Source organism: Cupriavidus sp. BIC8F, from assembly GCF_032465815.1.
Classification (GTDB): domain Bacteria; phylum Pseudomonadota; class Gammaproteobacteria; order Burkholderiales; family Burkholderiaceae; genus Cupriavidus; species Cupriavidus necator.
On record NZ_CP136097.1, the window covers coordinates 183084 to 197869 of the forward strand.

Consider the following 14786-nt stretch of genomic DNA (forward strand, 5'->3'; position numbering starts at 1 on the left):
CTGGCTACCGCCGGCCTTCCACCGGGCTGCGCACCTCGCGCGGCGCATCGCTGCGCGTGCCGAACAGCGTGTCGCAGATCGGGAAGGTCAGGTTGAAGTTCTGCATGGCCATCAGCTCAGGATCGTGATGCGTGACGTGCAGGCGCCGCACGGTCCCCACGAACGGCATCCGGTCCAGCAGCGGGCTATCCGTGATGTGCGACAGCGTATGCAGGCCCTCGTACATCAGGTAGTACGCCGCCATCGTCATCAGCGCGATATAGCCCGCGTTCTTCGAGAACACCACGCCGATCACCAGCGCGAACGGCACGGCCGCCAGCACGAAGGCTACCGGCGCAAAGGGCGGAAACAACAAGGCGCGCCAGTGCTTCTGGCCTTTGTACTCAAGCGTCAGATGTGTGAAGAAGCGATGATGCACCGCGCAATGCCGTTTATAGATCGCGCTGAACAAGCGCGTCGGTCGATGCAATATATAGCGGTGCGCGGCCCACTCGGCCCAGTTCCCGAGCAAGAAGATTGGCACGATCGCGAGCCACTGCGCCAGCGTCGGTGCTTGCAGATTCATCGCGCACCAGGCAATCACCCCGCCGGTGAATAGCAGCGTGAAGGCCAGATGCAGTTCGCCGCGATACCACGCAGGGGTGGCGGCGACATATTCGTCGCGGAAGCGGTAAGAGCGTGCGCGGATTTCGTCATCGTATTTCATCGTTATCTCCTCGTTCCAGCCGCCGGTGGCGCCCCATCGTGCAGCTTCGTTCTTCAGCGTGGATTTGAGCTTCGGTTTTCAACTCGGATGGGCAACTTCGCTCGATGCCAGCGGGACGGCGCGGCGTTCGGCTTGCATGGTGTCGGCAATCTTTTCCGCGAGCATGATGGTGGGGATGTTGGTATTGGCCGTCGGCAGCCGCGGCATCAGCGAAGCGTCAACGACGCGCAGCCTGCCAACATCGTGAACGCGGCCCGCCGCATCCGTCACCGCGCTCCGGTCCGCATGCGCGCCCATCCGGCAAGTGCCGCTGGCATGCCAGACCCCGAAGACGTTCTGGCGCACGAAGCCCTCCAGCGCGGACTCATCCGCCAGCAGGCTGGCCAGGTTTGCCCCGCCCGTGACAAAGCGCGCGATAAGGCTTCTGCGCAGCGGCCCCGAGACATCAAGCAATGCCCCCAGCAACTCTGTGAGCAACGCATTGCCGCGGCTCAAGCGGCTCAGCGCCTTGACGCGCGGCGAAAACGTAGCCGGGAAGAAATCACCCGGATGCTGATGCAAGGCCGACGCACCCACGATCCGCACCAGCTTGCGTACGCCGGCCACCATGCGCCGCAGATCCCGCTCGTCGTCGAGCAGGTTGAGCTCCACCATGGGCGGCACATCCGGCTGGGCTCCCGCAAGGCTCACCTGCCCGCGCGAGAATGGCCGATTGCACCACAGGAAGAAGAGGCCGAGCCGATTACCGAGTGCATGCCAGCCCGCCCGTGTGGAACTGGACAGGTACATGTCCGACGCCTCGCCACCTGGCACCCCCGATGAGAAGCGCGCCGCCGTCATGCTGGCGCGCCGGCGCGAGAGCGGCATGCGGTACTGGGGCGCGAGGAACTGGCAGAACGTCAGCGCCGGATGATCCTGGAGATTGCGGCCAACGCCGGGCCGGTCGGCCACGACCTCGATGCCGAGGGCCTGCAGCGCGCCGGCGTCGCCGATCCCCGCGCGCATCAGGATGGCGGGCGACTGCAAGGCGCCCGCGGACACGATGACCTCCCCGGCGTCCAGCGCCAGCCGCGACCCATCGGCCCGGATGGCGATCACCCCACGCGCTTCCCGGCCGGATACGACGAGCTTGCGCACCGTTGTCTCGGCATAGATCCGCAGATTGGCCCGCCGGCGCGTATCCGCGTCGAGATAGGCGATGGCGGTCGAAACCCGCTTGTCATCCAGGTTCGAGAAGGCGGCGGGAAACCAGCCATCGCCGAACTCCGCGTTCTGGTCGGCCAGCGCGGACAAGCCGCTGCGGCCCATCGCGTGCGCAAACTCCGTGCAGAACGGCGGCCAAGCCTGCGGCAGGATGCGGCGGATCGGCACCGGTCCATGGCTGCCGTGCAGCGGGCTGTTGCCGTAATCCACATCGCGCTCAAGGTTGCGGAAATACGGCAGCACATCCTGCCACGACCAGCCGGGCGCGCCCGACGCGGCCCACTCGTCGTAGTCGCGCGGCAGCCCGCGGTTTGCGGCCTGCACGTTGATGCTGGAGCCGCCGCCCATGACGCGCCCTTGCTCGTAGACCTTGGACCTGCCCCCTGCCACAGCGCGGGCTTGCAGCGATGGCCAGATATACCGGTCACCGAAGAACAAGGGCATCGGATAGCTGTCGAGGATCTCCACCGGCACAGCGTCCGGCGGCGTATCGACGCCCCCCTCGATCAGCGCGACGCGGATGGCCGGGTCCTGCGACAGGCGATTGGCCAGTACGCAACCGGCGGACCCGCCGCCAACAATCACGTAGTCGAAACGCTCCCTCGGCGTATCCATGCGGTCTCCCCTTGTCATGTGCGTCGTTGCTCCGTCATTGCAAGGGGATGGCCGCGTCATGCACCACCTGCTTCCACTTCGCCAGTTCCTTGCCGATAAACGCAGAGAAGTCGGCGGGGCTGCCGCCGTCGGGGCGCACGCCCTGCTCGTGGAAGATATTGCGCACATCCGCCGTGCGCAGCGCGTCGTTGATCTGCGCGTTCAGCTTTCGCACGATCTCCGGAGGCGTGCCGGCCGGCGCGACAATGCCGTGCCAGGATGACGCGTCGTAGCCAGGCAGGCCGCTCTCGGCCATGGTGGGCACCGTGGAAAGCGACGCAAAGCGGCTCCGGTCGGCGACGGCAAGCGCGCGCACCTTGCCGGACTTCACGAAAGGCAGCACATGGGGCAACGCGTCGAAGGCCACTTCGACCTGCCCGCCGGCCAGATCGGTCAGCATGGGCGTGCTGCCCTTGTAGGGAACCTGGGCGAGCGTGACGCCGGCACTGCGCTCGAACAGCGCCATGGCAAGGTGGTTGGACGAGCCGCTGCCCGACGAGCCGTAGTTGATCTTGCCGGGCGTGCCCTTAGCGGATTTGACAAGATCGTCCACGGAGCGGATCGGCGATCCGTTGGTCACCACAAGGGTCATCGGCGACTGGCCTGCCAGGATGACGGGCGTGAAGTCCTTGAGGGTGTCGTACGGCAGCGACTTATAGAGCCAGGGATTGGCACCGAAGGGGAACTGCACCACCAGCAGCGTGTAGCCATCGGGCGCGGCCTTGGCCACGAACGAGGTGCCGATGATGGTGCCCGCGCCGGGCTTGTTGTCCACCACCACGGGCTGGCCCCAGGCTGCGGTGAGCCTGCTGCCGACGATGCGGGCCAGCGTGTCGTTGAAACCGCCTGGTGGGTACGGCACCACGATGCGGATCGGCTTGGTGGGATAGCCTTGTGCATGGGCAAGCCCCGTCAGCAACAGCAAAGCGAGCCCGGCATGGGCGAGCCACGTTTTCATGTCTGTCTCCTGCCTGTTCAGTATTCAAAGTTCGGCCGGAATCAGCGCCCCGGTCCGCAGCGCTGGCCGTCAGCCGGCAAAGTCGTGAGCGAGGCCCGACCAGCGGCTGGCCAGCGTGTCGTGCTCGATCTGGAACAGGTCCAGGATGCGGCCCACGGTGTGATTGACCACGTCCTCGATGCTGGTCGGATGTGCGTAGAAGGCGGGCACGGGCGGCATCACGATCGCGCCCATCTCGGTGGCGTGCAGCATGTTGCGCAGGTGCGCGAGGTTCAGCGGGGTTTCGCGCGTCACCAGCACGAGGCGCCGCCGCTCCTTGAGCACCACGTCCGCGGCGCGGGTCAGCAGGTTGTCGGAAAACCCGTTGGCCACCGACGCTAGTGTCTTCATCGAGCACGGCGCGACCACCATGCCCTCGGTCACGAAAGAGCCGCTGGCCACCGCCGCGCCGATATCGCGCACGTTATGCACTACGTCGGCAAGCGCCTCGAGTTCGCTGCGCTTGATGCCGAGTTCCTGGGTCGCGGTGAGCATGCCGGAAGCCGACACGATGAGGTGCGACTCGACGCCGTCCAGGCTGTGCATCGCCTTGAGGAGATTGACGCCGATGGCCGCGCCGCTGGCGCCGGATATGCCGACAATGATGCGTCTCTGGCTGGCCATGGCATCAAGCTCCATCGCCGAGATACGCTTCCCAGTGCGATGGGTCGACCGACACCAGCGCCTGCACATTGATGGTTGACTCGCCGGGAATCCGCACGCGCGTGAACACATGCGCTGCGTACTTGACCGGGCGGGTCGCGTCCAGCCCCATCTTGGCGCAGATGCCTTGCAGGTGCGGCTCGGGATTGTCGATGCCGGCGAGGCTGGCCGCGACGGTCGTGGAGGGGTCGAGCACCGAGCCCTGCGCCCCGGCGATCACCACCAGGTCCTGATCCGCCTGGAAGCGCGTCGCGACGGCCCATTCCACCTCGGCCGGGTCGTGGACGTCGACATCGGTATCCACCACGACCACCTGCTTGATGTCGTAGTGCGCGCCAAACGCCGAGAGAATGACGTTCTTCGCTTCACCCTCGCGCTTCTTGTCGAGCTTTACATACAAGTGGTACCGGCATACGCCGCCCACCGACAGATGCACATCCTGCACCCCGGGATGGCTGCGCTGCAGGTGTGCCAGCAAGGTGGCCTCACGTGGAATCGCACCGAGCAGCAGGTGCTCCATCTCCGCCGGCACGATGGTGTGATAGATCGGGCGATGACGGTGGGTGACAGCATCCACCTGGATGACCTCGCGCAGCTCGGCGCTGCTGTAGTACTTCGGAAACTCGCCAAAGGGCCCTTCCATCTCGCGCTCGCCGGGCAGAAGCCGGCCCTCGATCACGATCTCGGCATTGGCCGGCACACGCACATCGCTGGTACGGCACTTGACCACGGCAAGCGGCGCGCCATGCAATGCCCCGGCGATCTCCAACTCGTCATGGTCGATCGGCGTGATGGCCTGCGAAGCCAGCATGGTGAGAGGATCGACGCCGATGACGATGGCGATGGATAGCGCCTCGCCGCATTCTTCGGCCGCGCGGTAGAACGCATCGAGATGGCGTGGCAGCATCAGGATGGCCATGCGGTCCGGTGCATGCACCTGGATGCGGTGGATCGAGACGTTCTGCACGCCCGTGCGCGGGTTCCGCGCGATGGCCAGACCAGCCGTGATATAGGGACCATTGTCGTGCTCGCTGTGGGTCGGGATGGGCAACAGTTTGTGCAGGTTCACCTTGTCCATGTGGATGACCTGCTGGCACGCTGCCTCGCCCTGGCCCACCTCGCTCACCGGCAGGGGCTGCGCGGCCGCGCGGCGAAAGCGCTCCAGCAAGCCGGCTTCGGGCACGCCCATCGCCTCGGCGATCCACGCGCGGCGCGACATGAACCCGCTCACGACCGGAACGGCATGGCCGCCAGGCCGGCGGAAGAAGGCCGCGCGCTCGCCATCCAGCCGCTTGGCAATCGCTGCGAGGGTGTGCTCTAGCGCAACCGGCTCATCGATTGCTGCCAGCCGGTCCGTGTCGCCGAGGTGGCGCAGCCAGCTGCGCAGGGTCAGCGCCCCTTCGGGCAAAGGGCCGGCTTGCGGCGCGCGGTTCGTCGTTTCGGCGGGTTGCCTGAGCATTGCATGACTCCTGGGTCGTTGGTGTGCGGTCCAGGCCCTGACCGGTCCTGACTGGCCCCGCCGCACACAATGTGAGGCAAGCCTAGTCAGGAAGATGCATCAGGTCTAATACTGTTTATTGATCCGAAATATCATAGTTACTGATATGCGTAGTTGACCTGATGACAGGCGCCATGCGCTGAACGCTAATAGACCCCTTGGAAGCGACCTTCGCGTTTCATGCAGCGCCCAGTGTATTTTTGCACCTCAGTCTGCACCTCAGGCCCGATTGCCGCTGCCGGCACGCTGCGCCTGGAAAATCACTGATTCCTATGCTTTGATTCCTCAGTATCACTTTTGATGATGAAAAAATGCGGCAACTCGGGCACATGGATTTAAAGCAGATCCAGTACTTCATCGCGCTGTTCGAGGACGGCTCAGTCACTCGTGCAGCCAAGCGGTTGCATATCGTGCAGCCCGCGCTGAGCATGCAGATCGCCAGGCTGGAAGAAGAGCTGAATCAAAAACTGTTCGAGCGGGGCGCGCACGGCATGTCGCCGACCGCCGTGGGCCGCCAGATGTATCGGCTGTTCCTGCCCATCATGCGCGACATCACGCATGCGCGCGAACAACTGCTGCAACGGGACGAGGTCGTCTCCGGCAACATCACGATCGGCCTGATCGCCTCCATCGCCGAGGGCGCGCTCGCCGAAGCACTGACCAGCTTTCGCATGCGCTATCCGCAGGTCGATGTGACCGTGGCCGACGGCTACAGCACCACGCTGATCGACTGGGTGGCGGGCGGCCAGCTGGATGTGGCCATCATCAACAAGCCGCGCGCTCAGTTGTCGCTTGACGCCCGGCCGCTGCTTGATGAGGAAATGGTGCTGGCAACAAGCGCGGCCCACGGCCCGGACCTGCCCGCCTCGGTCCAGTTGTCCAGCCTTCCCGAGGTGGAACTGGTGCTGCCCACCAAACGCCACGGCCTGCGCGGCGTGCTCGACAGCGCGGCGCATCAGCTGGACATGATGCTCACGCCCGAGTACGAGATCGACGCGCTCGGCACCATCGTCAAGCTGGTGGAGTCAACGAACATGGCCACGATCCTGCCGCGCATCGCGGTGCAGCGCGCGGTGGACCGCGGCACGTTACGCGTGCACTCCATCCTGGCGCCACGGCTGATCCGGCACATCGTGCGCATCAGCCACCCGCGCCGCCCCTTGAGCACCGCGGCCGAGGCACTGGTCAACATCATTGCCAGCGAGATCCAGCGTACGTCGGATGCCGCTACGCCCGCTGGAAACCAAGACTAGAAACAAGGAGAAGATGGAATGAACGCGCAACACTGGATTGCCGGCGCCTGGACCGGCGAGCCTTCCGCCGATAGCGTCAACCCCGCCGACGGGTCCCTGGTCGGGCAGTTCGCGGACGGCGGCGCCAGGCAAGCCGAAAGCGCCATCGCCGCCGCGCGCCATGTCTTCGAGCGCACCACCTGGGGTCAGCATGCCCGCCTGCGCCAGGATGTGCTGCTAGCCTGGGCTGGCGCGCTCGAGGCAGAGCGAGAAAGGCTGGCCAGCCTGCTCACCATGGAGAACGGCAAGCCGATAGCGCAGGCCCGGGGCGAAATCGGCGCCGCCATCTCGGAGGTCCGCTACTACGCGGGCCTGGCAAGGCACATCCCGGGCCACGTGCTGGAGCCCGAGCCCGGCACAATATCGACCATCCTGCGCGAGCCGGCCGGCGTCGCCGCCATCATCGTCCCCTGGAACGCACCGGCGGTACTGCTCGTGCGCTCCCTCGCGCCGGCGCTTGCCGCTGGCTGCACGGCCGTAATCAAAGCGGCAGCGCAAACCACGCTGTTCACAGCGGCCATGCTGCGCCTGTTCGAGCGGACAGCGCTGCCGGCCGGCGCCGTCAATCTCGTCTGCGAAACGGGCTATGCGGCAGCGGACCACCTCGTGCGCTCGCACGACGTGGACGTGGTGAGCTTCACCGGATCGACCGCGACCGGCAAGAAGATCATGATTGCCGCCGCGGACAGCGTGAAGAAGCTCTCGCTGGAGCTCGGCGGGAAATCGTGCTGCCTGGTGTTCGACGACGTTGACGCCGAGGCGGTTGCGAAGCGGCTCGCGCTGGCCGCCACCATCATCGCCGGCCAGCAATGCACGGCCGCGCGGCGGGTACTGGTGCACGAAGCCATCGCCCCACAGATGCGCAGGCACCTGAGTGAGGTCCTGGCCGCGCTGCGCCTCGGGCCCGGCATCGAGCCCGGCACGCAGATCGGCCCGCTGATCGACCACCCGACGCGCGCGATGGTCAGCGCGCAAGTCGAGCGCGCCTGCGACGAGGCTGACACGGTCCTGCTGCGCGGCGCCATGCCAGGCGGTGCGCTTGCGCGCGGCGCCTTCCTCAGCCCCACGCTGGTGGAACACAGCGACCCCGATGCGTTTTTCTGCCAGGAGGAGATCTTCGGGCCGTTTGTCACATTCGAGACCTTCGCGACCGAAGGCGAGGCGCTGGCCAAGGCCAACAACACGGTCTTTGGCCTGTCCGCCAGCGTCTGGACGCAGCAAGGCGAGCGCGCCATGCGGCTCGCGCGGGCGCTGCGCAACGGCACGGTCTGGGTCAACGACCACAACCGCCTGTTCGCCGAAGCCGAGACGGGCGGCTACCGGCAGAGCGGGCTTGGACGGCTCCACGGGTACGACGCTTTAGCCGACTTCACCGAAGTGAAGCACATCTGCATCCAAGCGGGCGTGCCACAGGGGATGGCACTGGCCGGCGCTTAAACGCCGTCGCCGTTCAGGTACGCGTCCTTCACCACCTCGCGAACGGCCGATTCCAGGTCCGAGCCGGCAAAGCCTTCCGAGGCCTCGACCAGTTCGGTCGTCATCAGCCAGCCGCCATGGCAACACCCCTCTGTGGTCGGGTGTGACCGGCCTATGCGGCCGCCTCGACCACCGCCACCGCCCTATCCGCAGCCGGGGACAGCGTGCGCTGCGCCAGGTGCACGACCACGAATTCCACGGTCATGGCAGGGCTTCCCACCAGATCCAGCGGCACCAGCGCGCCGGCTTCCAGCTCGGCCTTGAGCGCACGCGAGGGTGCCAGCAGGACCGTATCGGAATGACCTGCCAGGTGCGTCAGCGCACGAAAGTCGTTGCACTCCACCTGAGGGTCGCGCGGGATACGCCCTTATGCTCTGCAGAGCACAAGGCAGCGGGGGGGTTTTTTGTTAGCAGTCGTGGCCGCGTGCGTATGAACTGCACTTGGGGAGAGCAGCCCGCGACCGGTAACTAAAAAACCGTCTGTGCTAAATCGCTCCACGGGCGGTAGCGCGTCCATGTGCATTGAATGGTCGCCGCGATGATCCGGCGCGCTCCACACGCGTAAGACTGAGGTGAAGTGCCGATGGCTTTCGTGCGATGGCGGTGCGAGGGTCGACATGGCGAGGTGAATTGGGCAGCTTTCGGAACATTTGCACGCGGAATGGCCTGGATGGCGCAAGCCCGGGCGCGTTGCCGGCAGGAAGGAATGGCAACGTGGTCGAGGGTAATGCCAACGGATCAGTGAACATGGTGAGGGGGCGGCGCACGCGGAAGTGCACCCGGCAGAAACGTTTCGATGCATACCATGTGACCCTTGTTGCAGACGGGGCAATCGCGTAACGACCTGCCAGTGAGTCGCTGGTATCGGTCACGGTAGTCGTCCATGACGCGGGAAGTTTCTTCCGCGGGGGCAACGACGCCGAGCAGCCGGCGGCCGAATCCGTGGCAGCGTTTGCTCCAGGCCGGATTGCACCAATCCTCTGACGACGAGAAAGCGCAACATCGCGCGCAACGCGACGATGGGGGAATTCGATAGTCGCCGCTTCTTGCTCGAGAGTTCGAGACGCACGTACGCGCGGAGATCTTCAACTGACAGGTCTTGCCAATTCGGCGGACCGTCGCCGCTCAACCCAACCAGGAAGCGTTGAACGAACCGGCCATGCTTCCTGCGGGTGCTCTCCGCCAAGCCCTTGACGGTGCCGAGATTCGCGTCAAATTCGCTAAGAAATTGAGCTGCGGTTGCGCATGATGGTACGAGCGCCGCGAAGCATTCCTTGCCGCGCGACAGATCAGACTGCGTCATCCGGCCACCATGGCCGGTAGGGAAAGTTTAGGTCATTATGCGAACCTTCACCACTCAACTGTTCTCGCGCAATCCCGCGTCGACATGGCGGTGTCGCTATCGGCTCCATGGCGCTTCGCCTAATCCGTCTCTGTGCGTAATCGTAAAAAAAAATCGCCGCATCTCGGCCAAGCTGATGATTTTAAAGTGGAATTTTTTTGTTTCGACGCGTGATGCCGGTCGTGCAAATTCAATAAGAGCGGACACGAAATAAACCTGTCACAGACAGAGAGCCATGAATCGCCTCACTCTGGGGCCTTCCGACAGGGAACTACCGAATCGACGTCGACAAAGGACCCAGTCGGGACAGGTTGCGCCACTCAGATAAGACCGCTCGCAGGCCGACATGAGACGTTAGGCGATGACGCGTTGACCTTCCGCTGCCGGCCATTTCAGTCATTCAGCAATCAGTGCGTCAACGGCAGGGAAGGCCAAGCAGCTACTCACAGGTTGCCATGCCTACGGCCGCTTACCACTGCGGATTCAGCCGACCACCATCCGACATTACCCTGTACTCATACATGTCCGGCGCCATCAACCCGGCCATTGGCTCCACTTCCGCCCCGCGCCTCTCCGTAACGCCACCCAATACATGACCCGGAGTTCCGACGATAACTCTGCCTCCTCAATCCGGCATCCAGCCGGGAAGCCGCTCAAGTCAATGCCAAGTTCCACCGCCGCGGCAAGACAGATCACCATGCGCCTCGGGCACGCTGAACGCATCTCCGCGCGATAGAGGAAGAGCAGCGCGGTCTGGTAGCCGATACCGTGACGCCTGGACAGATACCGTGCCTGCCGTGCGGTGGCAACGCGCCAGTCACGCATCTCGCGCAGGATGTCGCCAAGGCGGTCGATCAACCGGTCTTCGCTGCCAATGCGATGCCGGACACGAGTCTTCTGCTCCGCCACGGCCGGGCGCTTACGGATACCCCGAATGTGGAGAGCAGGCTCGGCGGGCCACCGAAACACATTCACGGGCGAACTCACGCCGGTACGTGGCCGGGCCAGGGAGCGCCGGAACTTGCTCGTTGCCTGAGGAGGAACTTCTGGATCTTGCCGGTCGACGTCCTGGGAAGGTGGCCGATGACCACCTTCTTCGGCGCCTTGAAGTGCGCCAAGTGGGCGCGGCAATGTTCGATCAGTTCGCGCTCGCCGACCCTCGCGCCATCGACGACTTCGACAAAGGCGCATGGCGTCTCCCCCCAACGCTCGTCCGGCTGGGCGACGACGGCTGCCAAGCGCACCGCAGGGTGCCGGTAGAGTACCTCCTCCACCTCCAGCGAGTTGATATTCTCTCCGCCCGAAATGATGACGTCCTTGGAACGGTCCCGGATCTGTACATAGCCATCCGGGCAGACGGCTGCGAGGTCACCCGAGTGGAACCAGCCGCCGGCAAAAGCTTCCGCCGTGGCCTCGGGGTTCTTCAAGTAGCCCTTCATCGTCATGTTGCCGCGGAACATGACTTCGCCGATGGTCTTCCCGTCCCACGGCACCGGCACAAGGGTTTCGGGATGCAGCACGGCCATGCTTTCCTGCGCGGTGTAGCGGACGCCCTGCCGTCTTTTCCGTTCCGCCAGCGCACCGATGCCGAGGTCGTCCCATTCGGGCTGCTCCACGCAAACCGCCGCGGGGCCGTAGACCTCGGTCAGCCCGTAGATCTGGGTGATCCTGATCCCCATGCGCAGCAGGCCCTCGATCACCGGCATCGGCGGCGGCGCGCCGCCGATGAGTCCGTGGACCGGATGGTCGATGCCCGCCCTCCATGCTTCGGGTGCGTGGGCAAGCATCGCATGCACGATCGGCGCCCCGCAATAGTGCGTGACCTGGTGCTCGCGAATCGCATCGAGCACGGCGGCAGCATCCACCCGCCGCAGGCAGACGCTGGTACCGGCGTTGGCCGCCAGCGTCCAGGCGAAGCACCAGCCATTGCAGTGGAACAGCGGCAGCGTCCACAGGAAGACGGCGTGCCGGGGCATGCCCCAGTCGAGCATGTTCGACAGCGCAGCCAGATAGGCGCCGCGATGGTGGTAGACCACGCCCTTTGGGTTGCCCGTGGTGCCGGAGGTGTAGTTGAGGGCGATGGCCTGCCATTCGTCGGCGGGCTCGCCACCCTCCCAGTGCGGATCGCCCCCGGCCAGGAAGCCCTCGTATTCGATCTCCGCCAGCCTGCGGCCCCCTTCGACGGCGGGATCGACGATGTCGATCACCAGCGGCTCGTCGTCGAGCAGCGCCAGTGCGGCTTCAACTACGTCCGCGTACTCCGTGTCGGTGACCAGCACCTTCGCATCCGCGTGCCTGAGCATGAAGGCGATGGCGGCCGCGTCCAGGCGCACGTTCAGCGTGTTCAGCATGGCGCCGCTCATGGGCACGCCGAAATGCATCTCCAGCATCTCCGGCGTGTTGGCGGCCATCACGGCCACCGTATCGCCTGTCCTCACGCCGGCGGCCACCAGCGCCGACGCGAGGCGGCGGCTGCGGTCCAGCATTGCCCGCCAGCTCGTGCGGCGCTCGCCGTAGACGATGGCTGTACGCTCAGGGTAGACCTCGGCCGTCCTGCGCAGGAAGGAGATCGGCGTCAGGGGCACGAAGTTGACCGGGCTACGCTCCAGCCCATCCGCGTTGTGTTCGACCTGTTCCATGGATTGCCTCACTGGCTGCAGCCGTGCGTCAGTGCATTACGTCGCGGGAGATGATCATCCGCTGGATCTCGGAGGTCCCCTCAACGATCTCGAGCACCTTGGCATCCCCGAACGCGCGCGATACCGCGTACTCCGTCATGATCCCGTTGCCGCCGTGGATCTGCACGGCCTGGTGAGCCGCCTCCATGGCCTTCTCGGTTGCGAAGAGCTTTGCCATCGAGGCCTGCCGATCGTAGGGCCGGCCCTCGTCCTTGGCCACTGCGGCGTCGTACAGCATCAGGCGGGCAGCGTGCGCGTGGGTCGCCATGTCGGCCAGCTTGAACTGCAGCGACTGGAACTGGTTGAGCGTCTTGCCGAACGCTGTGCGCTCGCTCATGTAGCGGACGGAGCGTTCCAGCGAGCCCTGCAGGATGCCCAGGCCCAGCGTTCCGATCAGGATCCGGCCGGTGCTCACCTGTGACAGGGTCTGTCTGAGGCCGGCCCCGAGCTCGCCGAGCAAGTGGTCGGCAGGAATGGCGCAGTCCTCAAAGAACAGCTCGAATGTGGTCGATCCGCGCCAGCCGATCTTGTGCAGCTTCTTGCCATGGCTGAAGCCGGGCGTGCCGTTCGGCACGATGAAGTTCGAAATCTCCTTGCGGCCGTCGAGCCGGGTTCCCGTCACCGCCGCAATGACGATCGGGCCGGTGATCTCGGAACCCGAGTTGCTGATGAAGGTCTTGGCGCCACTGATGACCCAGCAGCCATCCTTCAGCACGGCGCGGGTCTGGATATTGGCGGCGTCGGAGCCGGCGTTCGGCTCTGTCAGGCCGATGCAGCCGACCTGCGTGCCCGTCAGGATCGGCCGCAGGAAGCGCGCCTTCTGGCCGTCGGTGCCGTAGTTGTTGAGCAGGCTGGCAGCCGTCGAGTTGGCCATGATGGCCACCGCCACGGCGCAATCGACGCGGGCGATCTCTTCTAGCGCAATGGCGAAGCCAAGCCAGTCGCCGCCGCTGCCCCCCCAGGCTTCGGGGTACGGCAGCCCGATATAGCCCAGTTCGCCGGCCCGGCGCCAGATCTCGTAGGGAAAACTCTCCTCTTCCCACAACCGGTGGGCGACCGGTGCGATCTCTTCCTCGGCGAAGCGGCGCACCGCCTCGCGGATCATCTCGTGATGTTCTGCGATGTATGACATCGTCTTTCTCCTCAATACGATTCCTGCAGCATCGCCAAGTAGTCGTCGACCGTGGCAGTGCGGGGATTGGTGGCGTGGCAGTGGTCCTTCGTGGCGGCGACCGCGATGTCCTTCAACACGTCACGCGGCACGCCCATGGCGCCGAGACCAGCCGGCAAGCCGAGACGGGCGTTGAGTTCGCTGATGGCCTGAGCCGGGTCCCCGCCGGCGGGCAGGCCCATGGCCTGCACCAGTGCGGCCTGCTTGGCTTCGGTCGCCGGCTTGTTGAAGCGCAGCACGACCGGCAGCAGCACGGCGTTAAGCGTGCCGTGGTGCAACGAGACGTCCGGCACCGCGCCCAGCGGGTGCGACAGGGCATGCACCGCGCCCAGCCCCTTCTGGAAGGCCAGCGCGCCTTCCATGGCGGCCATCATCATGTTCCAGCGCGCGTCGCGGTCGCAGCCGTCGGCGGTGGCCTTGCCGATATTGGCCACGCCGCGGCGCAGGCCGTCTAGAGCGATCGCCTCGGCGGGCGGGTTGATGGCCGGCGCCAGGAAGGTCTCGATGCAGTGGGCGATGGCGTCCATGCCGGTCGCGGCGGTCAGGGCCGGAGGCAATCCCAGCGTCAGTTCGGGGTCGCAGATGGCGAGCTTCGGCAGCAGGAACGGACTAAGCAGGCCGAGCTTGCGGCCGGACTCCATGACGATGACCGCGCCCCGGCCCACTTCGCTGCCGGTACCGGCGGTCGTCGGGATGGCCACCAGCGGGGCGACACGGCTGGTGATCAGGCTCGCGCCGCCCTCCACCGCCGCGTAGGTCTGCAGCGGTGCCGGGTGGGTTGCCAGCAGCGCAGTGGCCTTGCCCAGGTCGATGGGCGACCCGCCGCCCACGGCCACGATGCCGTCGCAGCCATTGCCGAGGTAAAGGTCAGTCGCGGCGGACACCGCGGCTTCCGTCGGGTTGGGTGGGGTGTCCTCGAAGACCGTAGGCGTGCAATCCGGGCCCAGGGCCTCGAGCACCTTGTCGGCGATACCGGCGGCGCGGATGCCGCGGTCGGTGACGATCAGCGGTCGCTGGATGCCCAGGCGCTGCAGCTCGACCCCCAGCATCCGGATGGCGCCGAAGTCGATGTGAACGGTAGTCAGGTAGTTGATGACAGCCATGTT

The 14786-nt window shown here is 65.5% G+C and carries 13 protein-coding genes and 1 pseudogene; 2 read left to right on the plus strand and 12 right to left on the minus strand.

The features are described from left to right. Positions 1 to 4: 4 nt before the first annotated feature. The 5 genes from RS901_RS37380 to RS901_RS37400 all read right to left on the minus strand — a co-directional run bounded on the left by RS901_RS37380 (position 5) and on the right by RS901_RS37400 (position 5682). Positions 5 to 706, minus strand: a complete 702-nt coding sequence (locus RS901_RS37380; RefSeq protein WP_316157649.1) for a sterol desaturase family protein — start codon at positions 704 to 706, stop codon at positions 5 to 7. A 78-nt stretch (positions 707 to 784) separates the two neighbouring features. Continuing rightward, on the minus strand, positions 785 to 2524 hold the full coding sequence (locus RS901_RS37385) for a GMC family oxidoreductase (RefSeq protein ID WP_316157650.1): 1740 nt from the start codon (positions 2522 to 2524) through the stop codon (positions 785 to 787). A 34-nt stretch (positions 2525 to 2558) separates the two neighbouring features. Then, positions 2559 to 3521 (minus strand): tripartite tricarboxylate transporter substrate binding protein, encoded by a 963-nt coding sequence (locus RS901_RS37390; protein ID WP_153955549.1) that lies wholly within the window; start codon positions 3519 to 3521, stop codon positions 2559 to 2561. A 69-nt stretch (positions 3522 to 3590) separates the two neighbouring features. Beyond that, the gene (locus RS901_RS37395; RefSeq protein ID WP_316157651.1) at positions 3591 to 4184 is read right to left on the minus strand and encodes a UbiX family flavin prenyltransferase; all 594 of its coding nucleotides are present in this window, start codon (positions 4182 to 4184) and stop codon (positions 3591 to 3593) included. 4 nt (positions 4185 to 4188) lie between these two features. Next, a complete protein-coding gene (locus RS901_RS37400; protein ID WP_316157652.1) occupies positions 4189 to 5682 on the minus strand; it encodes a UbiD family decarboxylase in 1494 nt (497 codons plus the stop codon). A 368-nt stretch (positions 5683 to 6050) separates the two neighbouring features. Here RS901_RS37400 and RS901_RS37405 point away from each other — a divergent pair, with 368 nt between their 5' ends. Together RS901_RS37405 and RS901_RS37410 are read left to right on the plus strand one after the other, a co-directional pair. Then, positions 6051 to 6974, plus strand: a complete 924-nt coding sequence (locus RS901_RS37405; RefSeq protein ID WP_316157653.1) for a LysR family transcriptional regulator — start codon at positions 6051 to 6053, stop codon at positions 6972 to 6974. An 18-nt stretch (positions 6975 to 6992) separates the two neighbouring features. Then, a complete protein-coding gene (locus tag RS901_RS37410; protein ID WP_316157654.1) occupies positions 6993 to 8450 on the plus strand; it encodes an aldehyde dehydrogenase family protein in 1458 nt (485 codons plus the stop codon). A gap of 151 nt (positions 8451 to 8601) precedes the next feature. Here RS901_RS37410 and RS901_RS37415 read toward each other — a convergent pair whose 3' ends face one another. The 7 genes and pseudogenes from RS901_RS37415 to RS901_RS37440 form a co-directional block, all read right to left on the minus strand. After that, a complete protein-coding gene (locus RS901_RS37415; protein ID WP_316157851.1) occupies positions 8602 to 8850 on the minus strand; it encodes a LysR substrate-binding domain-containing protein in 249 nt (82 codons plus the stop codon). Positions 8851 to 9227: 377 nt separating this feature from the next. Further along, a pseudogene (locus RS901_RS37420) lies at positions 9228 to 9422 on the minus strand (IS91 family transposase); the annotation flags it as partial. After that, entirely contained in the window at positions 9358 to 9792 is a 435-nt protein-coding gene (locus tag RS901_RS39010; protein WP_410054265.1) for a site-specific integrase, read from the minus strand. The pseudogene RS901_RS37420 and the gene RS901_RS39010, both read right to left, overlap by 65 nt. A 573-nt stretch (positions 9793 to 10365) precedes the next feature. Then, positions 10366 to 10740 carry a hypothetical protein gene (locus RS901_RS37425; RefSeq protein WP_316157655.1) on the minus strand — a complete coding sequence of 125 codons (375 nt, stop codon included), beginning with the start codon at positions 10738 to 10740 and terminating at the stop codon, positions 10366 to 10368. Between the two features lie 74 nt (positions 10741 to 10814). Next, on the minus strand, positions 10815 to 12470 hold the full coding sequence (locus RS901_RS37430; RefSeq protein ID WP_316157656.1) for an acyl-CoA synthetase: 1656 nt from the start codon (positions 12468 to 12470) through the stop codon (positions 10815 to 10817). Between the two features lie 28 nt (positions 12471 to 12498). Continuing rightward, positions 12499 to 13641, minus strand: a complete 1143-nt coding sequence (locus RS901_RS37435; protein ID WP_316157657.1) for an acyl-CoA dehydrogenase family protein — start codon at positions 13639 to 13641, stop codon at positions 12499 to 12501. Between the two features lie 11 nt (positions 13642 to 13652). Next, positions 13653 to 14783: an iron-containing alcohol dehydrogenase gene (locus RS901_RS37440; RefSeq protein WP_316157658.1), complete on the minus strand. Its 1131-nt coding sequence runs from the start codon at positions 14781 to 14783 to the stop codon at positions 13653 to 13655. Positions 14784 to 14786: the final 3 nt, after the last annotated feature.